Below are 16,958 nucleotides of genomic sequence, written 5' to 3' on the forward strand. Positions count from 1 at the left end.
AAGGCCGCTCCCACAAGAGCCAATGCAGGCCGGGATGTTCATGCAAGACAGGCCATGCGCTCAGAAGCGCATGTCCAGCACCAGTTCGAAGGTGCGCGGCGGCCCCAAGTAGTACTGGCTGTTGTAGGCCTGCTTGGCATACACCTCGTCGGTCAGGTTGCGTACCCGACCGGTGAGCGTGGTGTGTTCATCCAGCCGGTAGCGGGCGAATGCACCGAACAGGGTGTAGGCCGGGGCCTTGAGGCTGTTGGCGTTGTCGGCATACACCGAGCCCACGTAGCGCCCGTCTGCCCCCACCGACCACGCCGGGGTCAGGCTGTAGGTCAGCCACAGGTTGGCGACGTTGGCCGGTACGTTCACCGGTGCGTTGCCCTTGCGCGACACCGACACGCCGTTGACCGCCTCGTTGAACTCGTCGTACTGCGCATCGACATAGGCATAGTTGGCCTCGGCCAGCAGCTTCGGCGTCACCTGCAGGCGCCCGGACAGCTCGACGCCACGCGAGGTCTGCTGCCCGGCCTGGACCGTGAGGTTGGCGTCGTTGGAGTCGCGCACGGCAAAGTCCTTGCGCACGATCTGGTACAGCGCCAGCGTGGCCGCACCGCGCCCGTCGAGAAAGTCGAACTTGCTGCCCACTTCCCACTGCTCACCCTTGGACAGGTCGAACATCCCGACGTTGGAATAGGTCGCCGCCGCCAGCGAGCCTGCCGGCAGGTCGGCAGAGGTACTGTACTGCGCATAGACGCTGGCGGACGGGGTCAGCGCATAAGTCAGGCCGATACGCCCGGAAAGCGGTTCCCAGCGGCGTTCGAAGAACGCCGGCGAGGTTGGCGTCACCGCGCCGTAGTTGGTCACCTGCATGTCCAGGTAGTCGTAGCGCAGGGCGGTCAGCAGGGCCAGGCGTTCGGTGAGTTGCAGGCGGTTTTCGGCAAACACCGCGCGGTTGGTCACCTCGTGGCGGCGTTGCTTGGTCAGGCCGGCATTCACCCCGGGGATGTCGTCGAAGCTGCCGGGGGCGAAGTGCTCGGCATCGACCACGTCGCTCCAGCTGCTCGAGGTGGGGTAGAGGGTCTGGCGCATGCGCGAGTACTCCAGCCCCAGCGACCACTGGCTGGCCAGGCCGAACAACTGGTTGTCGTGGCGCAGCTCGATGCGGTCGCCCAGCAGGTTCTGGTCGTGGCGCTGCAGGTAAGGGCTGCTGCGTCGTACCTTGCCATCGCTGGTGTAACTGTAGCGTTCGAGGTTGCGGTAGTCGCGCTGGGCGTTGTAGTGGTACAGCGTGTTCTGCACGCTGGTGCTGTCGCTGAGCTGGTAGTCGAGGATCGAGCGTAGCCAGCGTACCCGCTGCTCATAACGGCCGTCGCCGACGTTGTAGTTTTCGAAGCGGCGGCTGTTGTCGATCTTCATCGTGCTGCGCCCGGGCAGGATCGGCGAGCCCCAGTAAGGGCTGTCTTCGCGGTCTTCCTGGTACTCCAGGGCCAGGGTGTGGGTGAGGTTGGGCGTGAGGTCGCTCAGCAACGAAAAAGCCAGGCTGTCTGTGTGCCGTTCGTTGCGGTCGATGTAGCCGTTGCCATGCCCGCGGCTGAAGTCCAGGCGCATGAAGTGGTGGGCATCGGCGGGGTTGCTGGCCAGAGCCTGGTTGATGCCGAACGCCACTTCGCTGTCGTCGAAGCTGCCATGGCGGATACGGCCGTCGATGGTCTGCTGATCGCGGCTGGCCAACTTGGTGATGTAGTTGATCGAGCCGCCGACAGCACCGGCACCATGCAGGAACGACGACGGGCCGCCAATCAATTCGACGCGGTCGAGTACCCAGGCATCCACTGGCCGGGTGGCGCTGCTATAGCCCAGGTTGATGCCGTTGTACAACTGGGTGACCTGGTTCTGGGTGAAGCCGCGGTAGGCGACGAAGCCGCCAAAGCCCGGGTTGGCCGAGGCGTTGACGCCGGTCATGGCGTTGATCACGTCCTGGCTGTCCTTGGCGCCGCGCTCTTCGATCAGGCGGCGGTCCGAGACACTGACCGAGGCTGGCGTTTCCCGCGCGTTGAGGCCCAGGCGCGAGCCAGTGCGGATCGGCTCGTCCAGTTGCACGCCGCTGGGGGCGTCGCGTTCACCGTCGATGGTGGTGGCGCTCAGTTCTACCGGGGCAGCATCCGCCCAGGCAAGGTTGCAGGTGCCCATGAGGAGCACCAGGGAGGTTTTGCGAAGCATGTTGGTGTGTCTTCCACGCAAAGGTCATGGCTGACCGCGAGCGCGCGCAGTCAGGCGCGCCCGGCTGAGGTCAGGCGAAATGAGGTACGGCTGCGGGGAAGGTGGCAGGGGAGGCGCGGGGGTTGAGGGCGGGGCGTTGATAACGCGGCGGCGGTTGCGCCCAGCTGCGCACCACGATGGGCGAGGTGGCCACGGCTTGCGCCGGGGTGAACGACCAGCCGCTGCTGCTGAGCGGCACGGCCAGGCCGAACGAGGAGCACACCGGGCAATCGAGCTGGGCCATGTGCTGGTCGCCGCCAGCGCCTTCCAGGTCGATGGCTACGCCGTGTTCGCTGTTGATCGAGCAGAAACCGCCTTCCAGGCCGGCCAGGCGCAGGCCACCCATCTGGCCATGGTGCAGGCCACACAGAACCAGGCTGAACAGGACGCTGGCGTAGAGCGTCCAGGCGGTCAGCGTGCGGGTGTGCCGGGTGGTTTTCATGGCGGCGAATCTACCACCCGGACGAACGGTCGGGTAGTGCTTCGGCCTTGATATTTTGCGGTGCTTTGCGCCCCGGGGTTCTGTCAGGCCGCACGCTCCAGTACATCCAGCAAATCGACGAACTCCAGCGCCAATTTGTGCCGCGGCGCCAGGTGCACCAGCGGCACCGAGGTATGGTGCGACTCACGCATCTTGATCGAATGGCTAAGGTATACCGGCAGCACCGGCATGCCCTCGCTGCGCAATTGCTCGACCAGGGTCTGGTGCAGTGCGGTGCGCCCGGCGAACTGGTTGACCACAACACCTTCCACCAGCAGCGCCGGGTTGTGGTCTTGGCGCAGTTCTTCGACCTCGGCCATGACGTTGTGCAGGGCCTGGCGCGAGAAACTGTCGCAGTCGAACGGAATCAACAGCCGCTCGGCCGCTACCAGCGCGCTGAAGGTATAGAAGTTGAGCGCCGGTGGGGTGTCGATGTAGATCCGCTCGTAGTCCTCGCCCAGCTCCACCAGCAGCTTGCGCAGCTTGTTGATCTTGAACTTGCGATCCAGCTTGCCTTGCAGGTCGCTGAGGTCGGGGCTGGCGGTGACCAGGTGCAGGTTGCGGTAGCGGGTCTCGGTGATCGCCACCCGGTGCTTCTTGCCGGCAGCGGTGACCGGCGACAAGGTCTGGCGGAAGAAATCGGCGATGCCGGAAGGAATGGCGTCATTGACCAGCCCGGTCAGGTAGTAGGTGGCATTGGCCTGCGGGTCGAGGTCGACCAGCAAGGTCCGGTAGCCTTCGGCGGCACTGGCTGCGGCCAGGTTGCAGGCGATGCTGGACTTGCCGACGCCACCTTTCTGATTGAAAACCACACGACGCATCAGACGTTCATCCATGAAGTGAAAATGTCAGGTTGGGGTCAATCCTATGACTGGAACAAGACAGTTTCATGACAATGAATGTTACAACCTGCCCATTCATTATTGTGTGTTCCGGCCCTTTCGCGGGTGAACCCGCTCCTACAGGTTATGCACCGCCCTTGAGGGCTACGGGGTACCTGTGGGAGCGGGTTTACCCGCGAAGAGGCCGGAACAGACAAGCAAGGGCGCTCAGGCAACGACCACCCGATTGCGCCCTTCCTGCTTGGCCCGGTAAAGCGCCCGGTCAGCCTCGCTGAACGCATCCCCCGGTTCGCTCTCGGCCTCGCCATCCCAATGCGCCACTCCCAGCGACACCGTCACCGCGCCCACCGGCTCCACCGGCGTATCCTGCACCGTTAGCCGCAGCCGCTCGGCCACCCCTGCCGCAACGTCCAGGCTAGCCCCCGGCAGCAGCATCAGGAACTCCTCGCCGCCGGTGCGGCACAGCAGGTCACCCTCGCGGCAGCAGCGGCGCATCAGCTCCGCCAACCGGCGCAACACCTGGTCACCCACCTCGTGCCCGTGGCAGTCGTTTACCCGCTTGAAATGGTCGACATCCAGCACGATGGCCGCAAACGGCCGGCCTTCGGCTTCCAGCAACGACAGGCTGAACTCCAGGCTGCGGCGGTTGCCCAGGCCGGTCAGCGGGTCGGTCTGGGCGTCTCGGTTGAGCCGACCGATGCGTTCATGCAGCAGGTTCAGCCCGAACAGCAGCGCGCGCTTCAACTCGGCCGCCTCGAAATACCAGGCCGGTACCCGATGCAGGCGTTCGGCAGTGCCGGCCCGATCCATCGAGCGGGCGCCGGCGGCCAGCTGCCACAGCGGCCGAGCGATGGTCATGGCCAGCCACCACAGCAGCATGCTGCCCACGAGTGCCAACGGCGCGGAGGTGCCGACCACGTTGAGGATCAGATGGCTCAGCGGCATCACTGTCTGGGTCAGCGGCTGCTGCGCCACCACGCCCCAACCGGCGCTGGGCACGGTGGCGTATCCGGCGAGCATTTCCACGCCGAGGCTGTTGGTCAATTGCCGGGTACCATTGCCCAGGCCCGCCAGCTGGTCGATCAGTGCATTGCCCTCAACCACCGTACCCACCCGCTGACTGTCGGGGTGGTAAAGCAGACGGCGGTTGCGGTCGACCACGTACAGGTAGGACCCGTCCTTGTAGAAATGCTCGCCCAGCAGGCTGTTGAGAATGTTGTGTTCACGCAGGTACAGGCTGCCGCCGACATACCCCAGGTAGCGGCCGTTGCTGTCGTAAATGGGTTGCGACAGCGCCACCACCAGGTTGTTGGCCGCCGAAATGTAGGGCGTCGACACCAGTGGGCGGCGCGCCTGTAGCGCCTCCTGGACACCGGGAGAATGCATGTGCCTGCCGACCAGGTGCCGCAAGGGGGCGGGAGAAACCGCCAGCAGCACCCCGTTGGCATCGATCACGAACGTGGAATTGAAGGCCATGCTCTGGCTCAGGACACGCTCGGCCTCCGCCTGCAGGGCAACGGCGTCACCCAGCTGGCGGCCTTGCACGCCCGCGCTGAACGACAGCTGTTGCAAGGCGTTGCCGATAAAAGTTTCGGTAATGCTGGCCAGCTTCATCGCATACACCCGGTTGGCTTCCAGGGCGTGGTCGATCAGCAATTGGCGTTGCACCCGGTAGCTGGCGAAATAGCTGGCGCACAGCATCACCACGGCGGTAAGGGCGCAAAGCACCAGAATGAGTGTGCGTAGATCCAGGCGCAATCCGTGCTTGGTGTGTGGCAATCCTGACCTCGAGTGATCAAAAACCGGCTACGAAATGTGGGCAACATTACGCGTTATGGGCGCAGTGGGGAACTGCGTTCAGGAGCCTGCGTTTTCCAGCGCGTCCAGCTCGTCTTCAACCTGTTGCATGCGCTGCTGCGCCAAGGCCTGCACCTTTGCGTCGCGGGCCGATTCGCGCATCAGGGCAGTGAGCTTCTCGCTCAGGCGTTTGCCGGCCTCGGTGTCTTCCAGGGCGCGGGCCTTCGCCGGGTCCCGGGTTGCCTCGACGATGGTGGCGAACTCGGCATCGCTGAAGTTCTTTTCGCTGTACAGGCGGAACAGGTCCTGGCGCTGGTCCTCGACCGTCAGGTGCTTGCGCAGCACGCCCTGGATGGTCGCCTGCGACAGCTGCGGGTGCGTGCGGCCGAGCAGCGCGGCCATGCGCTCGATGTTGTGCGTGTAAGCATCCTGCAGCGGCAGCTGGGCCAGGATCTGTTCTTCGCGGGAAGGTTTCTGGTCGCAGGCGGTGAGGGCTGCAGTCAGCAGCAGGGGCAGCAGCAACTTCTGGAGGCGAGGCATGGCGTGGCCTGGTTGGGCAGTGAGTGCTGCCGATTATACGGCAGTTGTGGTTGCCTGATGGATTTTGCGGGCCGCTGTGCGGCCCCAGGATTTTTCAGGTCACGCGAAACATCAGAACCCACCCCCCAACGGCCATTCCACCGCCAACCGTATCTGGTCCCCATCCAGCTCCGCCTGTGCCGTATTGCCCCGATGCACGTTATGCCGCAGCGAAAACGCGGTGCCTTTGGCCTTGCCGCTCTGCACCACATAGCGTGCCTCCAGGTCGCGCTCCCAATGCTTGCCCCCCTTGCCATACCCCAGATAGGCATACCCTCCCGCAGGGTCGACATGGGTACCGTCGATATCGAACCCGCGCACGTACAACGCCGTCAGGTTCAACCCCGGCACGCCGTAGGCGCCCATGTTCAGGTCATAGCGCGCCTGCCACGACTTTTCGTTCGGCGCGTTGAAGTCCGACATCTGCACCGCGTTGGTAATGAAGATCGCCCCTCGCGTCACGTAGTCGAATGGCGTGTTGCCGTCCACCTGCTGCCAGCCCAGGCTGAAACCGTGCGGCCCATGGTCGTAACGCGAGACCAGGCTCCAGGTGGTGTTGTCGATGCGCCCGGACAGCGCCTTGCCGGTATCGGTGGTGCGGTAAAGGTTGAGGTCGAGGGTGAGGCTGCGGCGCTCATCCAGGGCATGGCTTAGGGTGCTGCCCAGGTAATGCTGGTTCCAGCTGTCCTGGTAACGTGAGGTGTACAGGCTGCCGCTGAAGGCGGCGCCGGGGTTCCACACCACGCCGGCCAGGTCGAAGCTGTTGCCTTGGCGGCCATTGGAGTAGTTCACCACGAAGCCCTGGTCGTGGCTGGATGCATTGCGGTCGGTGTTTTCATTGAAGTGCCCGGCCACCAGCCTGAGGTGGTCGAACTCGGTGCTGTCAAGGAAGAACCCGGTCGCTGTCTCGGGTAGCAGGCGGCTGTCGGATGAACTGAACACCGGGGTCTTGACCCGTTGCTCACCGTAGGACAGCACGGTATCGGCCATGCGCAGTTTCAATGCTGCGCCGGCACGGCTGTATTCGTTCTTCGGGTGCCCCTCGTTATCCACCCCGAGCAAGCGTGCCTTGCCCACGCGCCCGCCGCCGCTGTCGAGTTGCACGCCCAGGTAGGCGTGGGCGTCGACCCCGACACCGATCAGCCCCTGGGTGAAACCGGACCGGAAGGTGCCCATCAGGCCATAGGCCCATTCCTCGGCCTTGCCGCTACGTTCATCGCGCGGCTTGTAGGCGTTGCGCCCGCCATGCTTGTAGTCGCGCTGGTCGAATACGCTGCGGTTGAGCAGGCTCCAGCGGCCATCCTCGACAAAACCGTTGCTTTGCGATTGGGCGGAGTCGGCCAGCGCTGGGGGCGCGAGCAGGGCGCTGGCGAGCAGCAGGGCGACAGGGCGCGGCATAGGCAGAACTTCCTGTTCAGGGGGCGCGCAAACGCAGGATGTGCGCGCCGTCGAAGGGGTCGATGAGGTAATGGGCGTGCACGCCGAAGGTGTTCAGCAGGCGCTCGGGTGTGAGCACCTCGAGCGGTTTGCCGAGGGCGACCAGGCGGCCCTTGTCGAGCACCGCGACGCGGTCGCAGGTGAGCGCCTGATTGAGGTCGTGCAGGGCCACCAGGGTGGTCACCGGCAGGGCCTGCACCTGTTGCAACAGGCTCAGCTGGTGCTGGATATCCAGGTGGTTGGTCGGCTCGTCCAGCAGCAGCACCTGCGGCCGCTGTGCCAGGGCTCGGGCGATGTGCACCCGCTGGCGCTCGCCCCCGGACAGCGACCCCCAAAGGCGTGCGCGCAGGTGCAAAGCGTCGAGGTCGGCCAGGGCCTGCTCGACGATCGCACGGTCTTCCCGGGAGAACGGCGCCAGCACCGACAGCCAGGGGGTGCGGCCCAGGGCAACGGCATCGAACACGCTGATCGCATCGAGGGTGTCGGCCTGCTGTTCGACCAGCGCCAAGGCCTGGGCGACACGGCGGCGGGGCAACCGTGCCAGCGGTTCGCCCAGCAACTGCACGCTGCCGTTGCCTGGCTTGCGCAGCCCGGCCAGCACCTTCAGCAGCGAGGACTTGCCGGAACCGTTGGGGCCGACGACGCCCAGGGTTTCACCGGCGACAACGCTCAGTTCGATATCACTGAGCACGGTATTGCCGGCCAGTTGCAGCCCCAGGTTCTGGCAACTCAAGGGGGCCAGCTGTAGCGCCGTCATGACCGTCATGGGCGCCCCCGGCGGCTGACCAGGATCAGCGCGAAGACCGGTGCGCCGAGCAGCGCTGTGACTACGCCCACGGGGATCACCTGGCCAGGGATCAAGATGCGCGACAGGATGTCGGCGGCAATCAGGAACAGTGCCCCGCCCAGTGCGCTGGCGGGCAGCAGGCGGCTGTGCCCGGGGCCGAGCAGCAGGCGCAGCGCATGGGGGATCACCAGCCCGACAAAACCGATGGCGCCGACGATGGACACCATCACGGCGGTCACCAGCGCCGCGCAGCTGATCAGCAGCAACTGGGTACGCCGCACCGGGATGCCCAGCGACGCCGCCGAGTCGGCACCGAAGGTGAAGGCATCCAAGGCACGGCGATGCCACAGGCACACCAACAGCCCGAACAGTACAACTGGCACGGCCAGCCACACCGAAGGCCAACGTACGCCACTGAGGTTGCCCAGCAGCCAGAACAGGATGCCGCGTGCCTGTTCGGCAGTGGCCGACATGGTGATGAGGAAGGCGGTAAGGGCGTTGAACAGTTGCGAGCCGGCGATCCCGGCAAGGATCACCTGGGCATTGTTGCTGCTGGGGCCGGCTGCCCGGGCCAGCAACAGTACCAAAGCGAACGCTGCCAGGGCACCGATGAACGCGCCGCCGGACATGCTCAGCGCCAGGCTGCCGAAGCCCAGCAGGCCCACCAGCACCGCACCGGTCGAGGCGCCGGCAGACAGCCCGAGCAGGTAAGGCTCGGCCAACGGGTTGCGCAACAGTGCCTGGAGGATCACGCCGCAGGTGGCCAGGCCGGCGCCGCAGGCCGCGGCAACCAGGGTGCGGGGCAGGCGGTAGTTCCAGACGATGCCGGCGTCGATCGGGTCGACCGGGTAGCCGGCCTGCCACAGGTGGTTGGCCAGTACCTGGCCGACCACGCCGGGCGACAGGTTGGTTTCGCCGATGGCGGTGCCGGCCAGCAGGGCCGCCAACAGGGCGGCCAGGGCAACGGCGATGCAGGGTAGCAGGCGCATCATCACAGGGCTGCTTTGCCGCTGGCGAAGGCGGCGGCCAGTGTCTGCAGGCCGCTGAACAAGCGAATGCCGGCCTGCATGGCGTCGGCGTCGAGGATGATGATGCGGTCGTGCTTCACCGCGTCCATGTTGCGCGTCACCGGGTCGCTACGCAGGAATGCCAGCTTCTTCTGGTAGTCGTCGGCGGGGTAGCGGCGGCGGTCCATGCGGGCAATGATCAGCCAGGTGGGGTTGGCCTTGGCCAGGGTTTCCCAGCCTACGGTCGGCCATTCTTCGCTGGACTCGACCACGTTGCGCACGCCAAGGGTGCGCAGCATGAAATCGGCGACCCCCTGACGGCCCGCCACATAGGGGTCGATGTGCAGGTCGGCGCTGGAGAACCAGAACAGCGCCGAGGTGGCGGACAGGTCCTTGTCGGCCAGTTGCGCCTTGGCACTGTCCAGGCGGCCTCTGAGCTCGGCATTCAGGGCCGTGCCACGGTCCTGCACGTCGAAGATTGCCGCCAGCTGGCTGACGCTCTTGTAGATAGTGTCGACCTGGAACGCCTGCAGGCGGGTGCCATCGGCACCCACCAGATTGTCCTTGCCTTCGCAGTCCGATGGCAGCAGGTAGGTGGGGATGCCCAGTTCATCGAACTGTTCGCGGGTGGCGACCGCCCCCTGAGCACCGACCATCCATTCGAACTGCACCGTCACCAGTTGCGGGCGCTTGCCCACTACTGCCTCGAAGCTGGGCTCGTTGTCGGCCAGGCGCGGCACCTTGGCGTTCTGCACCTGGTACTCGGGCAGCACATTGTTGAACCACAGCGAGGTGGCCGCCAGTTTGTCGCCCAGCCCCAGCGCGTAGAGCATCTCGGTACTGGCCTGGCCAATGGTGACCGTGCGTTGCGGCGCCTGGGCGAAGGTTTGCGGCTTGCCGCAGTTGTCGACCGTCAGCGGGTAGTGGGTGGCAGCAGCCTGGGCCAGGCCGGTGAGGCCGAGGCCGGCGAGCAGGGTGGCAAAACGGGGCAGCATGCTGGGCGATCTCCTATCGGACAGTTCGGGTGAGGAACGCACGGACAGGCATCGCCGAGCCCCAGCTGGCGGCAGGGGCAACACTGATGGCCAATCCCGGACACCCCGCCGGTTGGTGAATGTAGGCCGGCAGGTCTCCTGACTGGTGCGTCATGGCCTGGCTCCGGCCTTCCCGGGTTCGTGGCCCAGTGGCATTGATGGAGCAGGCTCGGCACCTACAGTTGCGGGGGCAGTTCCGTTTGGCCCGAATTGGCGGGCCTGGGATTCCCTATTGATTCCGTGGTGGAAACCGGCGGCCGGCATGGTAGACCATCGTGCCGCCGGGTGAAAACGCTTTTCAGAAGTACTTCAGCCAGGCGATGTCGCGCCGCCGCGCCTTCAGGCGAGCGAACCAGCGCACCGGCAGGTACAGCGAAACTGCCAGCAGCACTGCCCCCAGCCACACCGCGGCGATGCCATCGAAGCCGAAGTAGTCGCCATGGTTGCGGCCGAACAGCGCCACGCTGGCCAGGTACAGCAGCTTCAGCACATACAGGTGCAGCAGGTAGAAGAACATCGGTGCCGCGCCGAACACCGCCAGGGCACTGATCCAGCGGGCCTGGCCGGCGCGTTCGAAGGCGCGCAGCAACAGCAGGCCACAGCCCAGGGTCAGGGCCAGGAACAGCAGCGATGGCGGGTACTTGGTGATGTTGAAGAAGCTCATCAGGGTTTGCGTGACGGTCGGGTAAACGCTCCATGGCGCCTCGCCGTAGCCGTTGACCAGGCGCAACACGACAAAGCCCAGCAGCGCGATCAGCCCGGCCAGCAGCAGGCGATGCTGGCGTTGGCCGGCCTCGCTGCCACGGGCGAACCACGGGCCCAGGCCGTAGCCCAGGGCGATGACACCGATCCATGGCAGCACCGGGTAGGAGGTGCGCAGGCGCAGGCTTTCGGAGAACTCCAGCCAGCCCCGGTCATGCAGGATCGCCCATGGCACGTGCAGGGCGGATTCGACCCCGAAGTGCAGGCCATCGAGCAGGTTGTGGCCGGCGATGATGATTGCGCCCACGGCGAGCAGGGCGGCACGTGGCAACCACACCAGCAGCGACAGGGCGATCATGCTCACGCCGATGGCCCAGATCACTTGCAGGTAGATGACGCTGGGCGGCAGCTGGAAGGTCCAGGCGAAATTGACCAGGGTGAACTCCAGCACCACCAGGAACAGCCCGCGCTTGAACAGGAACGCCGAGACATCGCCGCGGCCCTGGTGTTTCTCGCCGTACAGCCAGGCTGAAAGGCCGGTCAGCAAGACGAACACCGGCGCGCACAGATGGGCCAGGGTGCGGCTGAAGAACAGCGTGGGCTCGGTAGTATCGATGGCCATCGGGTCACTGACCTGGCGGTGCAGAAAGAAGGTTTCACGAACGTGGTCCAGGAGCATGAACAGGATTACCAGGCCGCGCAGGGCGTCGATGCTCTGCAGGCGCTGGGTGAGCAGGGTGGGGGTGGCACTGGCGCTTGTCATGGGAGGTCGCTGATAGGAATGGATGTCAACTGAAACGTTATCTTATAACTATTTTTTCGGCGTCGGGTAGTGGTTTCTGTGTTGAGCGATCTCTTCGCGGCTACCCAGCGGACCTGTAGGAGCAGCCTTGTGCTGCGAAGGGGTCGGCATGACAGAAGCTTTTCTGTGGCAGTTATGGCCTCTTCGCAGCTCAAGGCTGCTCCTGCAAAGGTTTCTCATCGGGCCTGAGGGCAGCCTACTCCTGTGGGAGCGGGCAAGCCCGCGAAGAGGCCGGTGCAGGCAGTGCAGGTCAGAAACTGTAATCCACCGTCGCAAAGTACGACCGTGGCATCCCCATCAGCCACTGCTGGCCACTGAACGCCGACTGCACATACTCACGGTCGAACAGGTTGTTCAACTGCAACCCCAGCCGCACATCCGGCAACACCTGCCAGCCGATGTCGGCATCCACCACGGTGTAGCCGGGGGCGCTCTGGGTGTTGGCGGTATTGGCATAGCGCTCGTCCACATAACGCGCGCCAATGCCGGCCTCCAGCCGCTGGCCGAAGCCTTTGCTCAGCCACAGGTTGGCGGTACGCCGCGGGACATTGGCCGGGCGATTGCCCGCACGGTCCTGCGCCACGCCGCCGACCATTTCGTTGAAGTCGTCGTACCTTGCGCGCACGATCGCCGCATTGGCCGACACCTGCCACTGGTGCGCCAGCTCCAGTTCCAGGGTTGCCTCCAGGCCGTCGGACGTCTGCTGGCCAGCCTGTTGCTTCTCGTGGGTGATCGGGTCATCCACCAGCAGCTTCTTCTTGACGATGTGGTAGGCCGCCAATGTCCATTCGCCACGCCCTTCCCAGAAGCGCTGCTTCAGGCCCACTTCGGTCTGCCTGGCTTCGGTCAGGTCGTAGTGCATCTGGTTGGCGCTGAGGCTGATGAGGTTGTCGACCCCATCCTCGCTGGTGGAGTACTGGCCATACAGCGACAGGTCGTCGCTGACCGCAAACACCAGCCCGGCACGCCAGTTGCCGCCTTGCAGGCTGCGGTCGCTGCGGCTGTCGGTGGTCAGTTTTTCCTGGTCGATGTGGTTCTGGTCGCGGCGCACGCCGGTGACCAACGACAGGCGATCGCTCAACTGCAGGCGGTTTTCGGCGAACAGGGCAAAGGTGTGGGTGGTGGACAGCGTTTGCGGGCGCAGCGGCGAGGCGCTGTGGAACCAACCCGGTTGTGGCTGCCAAGGGTCGACGTAGTCATCGCCCACATCGTTGTAAGGCGCGTTGCTGTCGACGTTGAAGCGGACCTTGTTGTACTCGGCGCCGACCACGGTCTTGCTGGCCAGGCCAAACAGCCTGTGGTCGAGGGTGAAGGCCTGGCGATCGCCGAACTGTTCCTGGTTGTGCTTGATCTGCAGATAGCTGCCGCGCAGCAGCTGCTGGCGCCCTGCATCCCAGCTGTACTCCTCGGCATTGCGCCAGTGACGGCGGCTCTTGATGTAGTACAGCTGGTTGCTGGCGCTGAGGTGATCGTTCAACGTCCAGTCGGTATTCAGGCGGGTCCATTCATCGACGTAATGCTGCACGTCGTCCTGCACGTTGTAGTTCTTCTTGCGCAGGCTGCTGCGGTAGTGGCCGTCGATCAGCGGGGTGCCGTAGTAGTTGGCAGGCTGCGCATCGCCGCGGTCGTGAGCGAGGGTGAAGCTGAGGTCGTCGCTGGCATCGAAGCGCAGCGCGGCGCTCAGCGCCAGGCTGCGTGACGGGGTGCGGTCGACCCAACCGTTACCGGTTTGCTGGTTCAGGGCCAGGCGGTAGCTCAGGCGCTCACCGAGGCTGCCGCCGCTGTCCAGGCCGAGCTGCTGGCGGTCCCACGAACCGTAGCCCAGGCGCAGGTGGTTGCGTACCTCGCCGGCAAACGGCTTTTTCGGGATCACGTTGACCACCGCCCCGGTGGCGCCTTCGCCATACAGCACCGAAGCCGGGCCGCGAATGACATCGATGCGCTCGACCATCCACGGGTCGACCGGGAACGTCTGGGTGCCGGCACCGGTGTACAGGCGTGCGCCGTCGAACAAGGTCATCATCGAGCCGTGCCCGGTAAAGCCGCGGGCGGACAGCCCCGTGCCGCCGTCGCCCGGGGAGCCGATGTAGCTGATGCCCGCTGAGCGGGTCACCGCGTCCTGCACGGTGAGGTTGTTGCGCTGCAGGATCTGCTCGGCGCTGATGCTGCTGGTGCTGGCCGGTGTCTCCAGGGCGCTGAGGCCCAGGCGCGAACCAGCCTGGGTCGGTGTGGCCAGGTCGATGGCGTGGCTGTCGAGCGTGTCGGTGATGGCCGTGGAGGGCAGGGCCAGTGGCTGTCGCTCGAGGTCATCGGCCAGGGCCGGCAGGGAAACGGCCAGGCAGGCCGCCAGGGGGTGAAGCTTGAAAATACGGGACATGTCGTTCCACTACTGCAGGAATGAATGGATCCCGGTGGAAAACACGCAAAGGCGCACCGTGCACGCAGGCGCACGCACGGATACCGGCCTGCGCCCGCCCACCGCGGGTTGCCAAGTGAAGCTCCAGGCCGGTCTCCGGGCTTGCGAGGGGCATGAAACCTTCACCTTCCCATGCAAGTGCACAGTGGTATCTCGAAGGGTTCGCTCGCTTACCGTTGCGGGGGCAGCGCCGGACTTGTCGTGGGCAACACGACGCACCGGCTTCCCGTTTCACCCTGCGCGCGGCGGCGCAGGGCACCTGAAACTGGCGGGCATATGACCATTGAAACGCGGGGGCGTCAATTCTGCCTGCTACCAGTGAAACAACTCTCGTCGTGCCCCCTCGGTAATCGCCACGATCCCCGGGTGCTTGACCTTGCGCTCCACCGAAATGGCATAGAACGACTCGTGCACCGCCTCGGTCTGCCCGATAAGCTCCACGCCATATTGGCGGCACACTTCCTCGGCGATCACGCTGGGCGCGACGAAGATGCCGCTGCCCGACTGCCCGAATGCCTGCATCAAGGCACTGTCATCGAACTCGCCCACGATTCGTGGCTGCACCTGCTGCTCACCCAGCCAGCGCAGCAGGCGGCTGCGTACCACGGTTTCCTGCCCGGGGATAAGCAATGGCGCATCCTGCAGGCAGGCGGGGAAGGGGCCTTCCAGGCGTTGTGCCAGCGCCGGGGTGGCGAAGAAGCTCAACCCACACTCGCCCAGTTTCTGGCTATAACCCTTGATGTCCAGGTGGCTGGGCATGGGACTGTCGGAAATCACCAGGTCCAGGCGCTGGATCGCCAGGTCGGCCAGCAGCCGTTCGAGCTTGTCTTCGCGGCAGTTGATGCGCAGCACGTCGTCCAGCTCCATGGTCGGTGCCAGCAGGCGGTAGACGATTGACTTGGGCACCACGTCCGCCACACCCACGCGGAACAGGATCTGCTCCTGCGGGCCGGCCCGCAGCATGGCCTCCAGTTCGCTTCCCAGCTGGAACATCTGCTCGGCATAGATCAGCGTCTGGCGCCCGGTTTCGGTCAGTTCCAGCTGGCGCCCCACGCGCTGGAACAGCTCCAGGCCATAGGTCTGCTCGAACAGGCTGATCTGACCGCTGATGGTTTGCGGGGTCAGGTTCAACTGTTCGCTGGCGCGGGCGATGCTGCCGGTCTTGGCCACGGCCCAGAAGTAGTGCAACTGCCGATAGTTGAGCATCGGTATCGTTCCGGATTCGTAAAAACCGAAGTATAACCGCTGAAAATACGAATTTTCCGGATGTGTTGCGCTCTTTAGAATGCGACTCCATCAGGCGCCGTGTGCGCCGCCGGAACATGAAAAGCGAGGAACCCATGCTGCACCTAAAATCCATCGGCACGCCGCTGGTGCTGGCCTTGGCCCTGTTCACCCTGGCCGGTTGCGAGCAGGCCGAGAAATCCGCCCAGCAGATGCTCGACCAGGCCGCGCAGTCGGCCAAGCAGGCCATCGACGACACCAACAAGGCCGCACAGCAGGCGTTGAGCGAGGCCATCGGCAGCGAAGGGCAAAAGCCCAAGGACGCCGACAACAAAGAAGACACCCAGGAAATCTGACCCCCAACCGCTGCTGCAGGATTTGAACAATGGAATACTTGCTGGAACTCGTCGCTAGCCCTACCGCCTGGGTTGCCCTGGCTACGCTGGTGGCCATGGAAGTCGTGCTGGGCATCGACAACCTGATCTTCATCTCCATCCTGACCAACAAGCTGCCGGTGGAATACCGCTCCAAGGCGCGCCGTATCGGTATCAGCATGGCCCTGGTCATGCGCCTGGCCTTGCTCAGCACGGTGGCCTGGATCGTCCAGCTGACCGACCCGGTGTTTGAAGTATTCGGCAATGCCTTCTCCTGGAAGGACGTGATCCTGATTGCCGGTGGCCTGTTCCTGCTGTGGAAGGCGACCAAGGAAATCCACGAGAACGTCGACCCGCACGGGGCCAAGGAAGAAGCCAAGGTGTCGTCGACGGTTACCCTGGGCTTTGCCGCGGCGATCTTCCAGATCCTGTTGCTGGACATCGTCTTCTCGGTAGACAGCATCATCACCGCCGTGGGCATGACCGAGCACCTGCCTATCATGATCATTGCCGTTATCACTGCCGTGATCGTCATGATGGTGGCCGCCGACCCGTTGGCCAACTTCATCAACGACAACCCGACCGTGGTGATGCTGGCCCTGGGCTTCCTGATCATGATCGGCATGACGCTGATCGCCGAAGGTTTCGGCGCCCATGTACCGAAGGGTTATGTGTACGCGGCCATGGCCTTCTCGACGGCGATCGAGATCCTCAACATCCTGGCCCGTCGGGCGCGGTTGAAGCGTGAGGCGGCTGAAGGTTGATGTGAAAAAGCGGGGCGCTTGCGCCCCGTTCGCGGGTGAACCCGCTCCCACAGGTCCCCGCCGTTTCTGAAGGCAGTGGAGGACCTTGTGGGAGCGGGTTCACCCGCGAATGGGCCTCGGAAATCTCTGAATCAGTGCACCCCGGCATGCCGCCGCGACCGGCGCACAGGCTGTGGCTTGGCGGGGGCCTGCGGTGGCAGGTGGTGGTGGGAATGACGCCGCACGATACGCAGTACACCCCATAGCATGGCGGCTGCAACGCTCAGCCACATGCCAACCAGCATGAGGATTGCCATGGTCAGGCTCATCTGTGCCTCCATCTCTACGGGCCGCGCTCGGTCGCCGACGCTGGCCTTCCAGACACTGCTTTAGTCTAGTCTTTCGCCTGTGACGTTCCATTGACCAAAGGTCTATTGCTTGGTCCGATTTGCTCCTAAGCGGTGTCGGACTATACCCGCGCCG

General features: G+C 64.7%; 15 protein-coding genes and 2 riboswitches. Of the genes, 2 read left to right on the forward strand and 13 right to left on the reverse strand.

The features are described from left to right. Positions 1 to 60: 60 nt before the first annotated feature. The 12 genes from E5221_RS11130 to nhaR all read right to left on the reverse strand — a co-directional run bounded on the left by E5221_RS11130 (position 61) and on the right by nhaR (position 15,340). Complete coding sequence (locus E5221_RS11130) at positions 61 to 2,211, reverse strand: TonB-dependent receptor (RefSeq protein ID WP_247847410.1); 2,151 nt, start codon at positions 2,209 to 2,211, stop codon at positions 61 to 63. 70 nt (positions 2,212 to 2,281) lie between these two features. Continuing rightward, complete coding sequence (locus E5221_RS11135) at positions 2,282 to 2,692, reverse strand: DUF2946 family protein (RefSeq protein ID WP_013971980.1); 411 nt, start codon at positions 2,690 to 2,692, stop codon at positions 2,282 to 2,284. Between the two features lie 83 nt (positions 2,693 to 2,775). Continuing rightward, positions 2,776 to 3,552 carry a ParA family protein gene (locus E5221_RS11140; RefSeq protein ID WP_039614116.1) on the reverse strand — a complete coding sequence of 259 codons (777 nt, stop codon included), beginning with the start codon at positions 3,550 to 3,552 and terminating at the stop codon, positions 2,776 to 2,778. Positions 3,553 to 3,780: 228 nt separating this feature from the next. Next, positions 3,781 to 5,352: a sensor domain-containing diguanylate cyclase gene (locus tag E5221_RS11145; protein WP_061550498.1), complete on the reverse strand. Its 1,572-nt coding sequence runs from the start codon at positions 5,350 to 5,352 to the stop codon at positions 3,781 to 3,783. A gap of 78 nt (positions 5,353 to 5,430) precedes the next feature. Then, entirely contained in the window at positions 5,431 to 5,910 is a 480-nt protein-coding gene (locus E5221_RS11150; protein ID WP_003260897.1) for a hypothetical protein, read from the reverse strand. Positions 5,911 to 6,021: 111 nt separating this feature from the next. After that, entirely contained in the window at positions 6,022 to 7,347 is a 1,326-nt protein-coding gene (locus E5221_RS11155) for an OprD family porin (RefSeq protein WP_247847412.1), read from the reverse strand. A gap of 16 nt (positions 7,348 to 7,363) precedes the next feature. Next, complete coding sequence (locus tag E5221_RS11160; protein WP_061550496.1) at positions 7,364 to 8,152, reverse strand: ABC transporter ATP-binding protein; 789 nt, start codon at positions 8,150 to 8,152, stop codon at positions 7,364 to 7,366. After that, positions 8,149 to 9,165, reverse strand: a complete 1,017-nt coding sequence (locus E5221_RS11165) for an iron ABC transporter permease (RefSeq protein ID WP_013971986.1) — start codon at positions 9,163 to 9,165, stop codon at positions 8,149 to 8,151. The genes E5221_RS11160 and E5221_RS11165 overlap by 4 nt, the downstream gene beginning before the upstream one ends. After that, positions 9,165 to 10,175: an ABC transporter substrate-binding protein gene (locus E5221_RS11170; protein WP_247847415.1), complete on the reverse strand. Its 1,011-nt coding sequence runs from the start codon at positions 10,173 to 10,175 to the stop codon at positions 9,165 to 9,167. The genes E5221_RS11165 and E5221_RS11170 overlap by 1 nt, the downstream gene beginning before the upstream one ends. 110 nt (positions 10,176 to 10,285) lie before the next feature. Continuing rightward, a riboswitch (cobalamin riboswitch) is annotated at positions 10,286 to 10,484 on the reverse strand. Positions 10,485 to 10,512: 28 nt separating this feature from the next. Then, positions 10,513 to 11,679 (reverse strand): DUF1624 domain-containing protein, encoded by a 1,167-nt coding sequence (locus E5221_RS11175; RefSeq protein WP_247847416.1) that lies wholly within the window; start codon positions 11,677 to 11,679, stop codon positions 10,513 to 10,515. A 289-nt stretch (positions 11,680 to 11,968) separates the two neighbouring features. Next, positions 11,969 to 14,095 carry a TonB-dependent receptor gene (locus E5221_RS11180; protein ID WP_247847418.1) on the reverse strand — a complete coding sequence of 709 codons (2,127 nt, stop codon included), beginning with the start codon at positions 14,093 to 14,095 and terminating at the stop codon, positions 11,969 to 11,971. Between the two features lie 108 nt (positions 14,096 to 14,203). Further along, positions 14,204 to 14,412: riboswitch (cobalamin riboswitch) on the reverse strand. Between the two features lie 34 nt (positions 14,413 to 14,446). Continuing rightward, positions 14,447 to 15,340 (reverse strand): transcriptional activator NhaR, encoded by an 894-nt coding sequence (gene nhaR, locus E5221_RS11185; protein WP_015269780.1) that lies wholly within the window; start codon positions 15,338 to 15,340, stop codon positions 14,447 to 14,449. A 134-nt stretch (positions 15,341 to 15,474) separates the two neighbouring features. Here nhaR and E5221_RS11190 point away from each other — a divergent pair, with 134 nt between their 5' ends. Both E5221_RS11190 and E5221_RS11195 read left to right on the forward strand, forming a co-directional pair. Then, positions 15,475 to 15,714: a hypothetical protein gene (locus E5221_RS11190; protein WP_247847420.1), complete on the forward strand. Its 240-nt coding sequence runs from the start codon at positions 15,475 to 15,477 to the stop codon at positions 15,712 to 15,714. A 29-nt stretch (positions 15,715 to 15,743) separates the two neighbouring features. After that, complete coding sequence (locus E5221_RS11195) at positions 15,744 to 16,496, forward strand: TerC family protein (RefSeq protein ID WP_003260907.1); 753 nt, start codon at positions 15,744 to 15,746, stop codon at positions 16,494 to 16,496. 131 nt (positions 16,497 to 16,627) lie between these two features. Here the strand turns inward: E5221_RS11195 and E5221_RS11200 are convergent, their stop codons facing one another. Further along, positions 16,628 to 16,804: a hypothetical protein gene (locus tag E5221_RS11200; protein ID WP_015269782.1), complete on the reverse strand. Its 177-nt coding sequence runs from the start codon at positions 16,802 to 16,804 to the stop codon at positions 16,628 to 16,630. Positions 16,805 to 16,958: the final 154 nt, after the last annotated feature.

This window comes from Pseudomonas sp. A2 (assembly GCF_023100865.1).
In the GTDB taxonomy this organism is placed as follows: Bacteria; Pseudomonadota; Gammaproteobacteria; order Pseudomonadales; family Pseudomonadaceae; genus Aquipseudomonas; species Aquipseudomonas asiatica.

Coding starts and splice junctions, on each gene's coding strand:
- E5221_RS11130 (WP_247847410.1), bottom strand. CDS start 2,211: ATGCTTCGCAAAACCTCCCTGGTGCTCCTCATGGGCACCTGCAACCTT.
- E5221_RS11135 (WP_013971980.1), bottom strand. CDS start 2,692: ATGAAAACCACCCGGCACACCCGCACGCTGACCGCCTGGACGCTCTAC.
- E5221_RS11140 (WP_039614116.1), bottom strand. CDS start 3,552: ATGCGTCGTGTGGTTTTCAATCAGAAAGGTGGCGTCGGCAAGTCCAGC.
- E5221_RS11150 (WP_003260897.1), bottom strand. CDS start 5,910: ATGCCTCGCCTCCAGAAGTTGCTGCTGCCCCTGCTGCTGACTGCAGCC.
- E5221_RS11155 (WP_247847412.1), bottom strand. CDS start 7,347: ATGCCGCGCCCTGTCGCCCTGCTGCTCGCCAGCGCCCTGCTCGCGCCC.
- E5221_RS11160 (WP_061550496.1), bottom strand. CDS start 8,152: ATGACGGTCATGACGGCGCTACAGCTGGCCCCCTTGAGTTGCCAGAAC.
- E5221_RS11165 (WP_013971986.1), bottom strand. CDS start 9,165: ATGATGCGCCTGCTACCCTGCATCGCCGTTGCCCTGGCCGCCCTGTTG.
- E5221_RS11170 (WP_247847415.1), bottom strand. CDS start 10,175: ATGCTGCCCCGTTTTGCCACCCTGCTCGCCGGCCTCGGCCTCACCGGC.
- E5221_RS11175 (WP_247847416.1), bottom strand. CDS start 11,679: ATGACAAGCGCCAGTGCCACCCCCACCCTGCTCACCCAGCGCCTGCAG.
- E5221_RS11180 (WP_247847418.1), bottom strand. CDS start 14,095: ATGTCCCGTATTTTCAAGCTTCACCCCCTGGCGGCCTGCCTGGCCGTT.
- nhaR (WP_015269780.1), bottom strand. CDS start 15,340: ATGCTCAACTATCGGCAGTTGCACTACTTCTGGGCCGTGGCCAAGACC.
- E5221_RS11190 (WP_247847420.1), top strand. CDS start 15,475: ATGCTGCACCTAAAATCCATCGGCACGCCGCTGGTGCTGGCCTTGGCC.
- E5221_RS11195 (WP_003260907.1), top strand. CDS start 15,744: ATGGAATACTTGCTGGAACTCGTCGCTAGCCCTACCGCCTGGGTTGCC.
- E5221_RS11200 (WP_015269782.1), bottom strand. CDS start 16,804: ATGAGCCTGACCATGGCAATCCTCATGCTGGTTGGCATGTGGCTGAGC.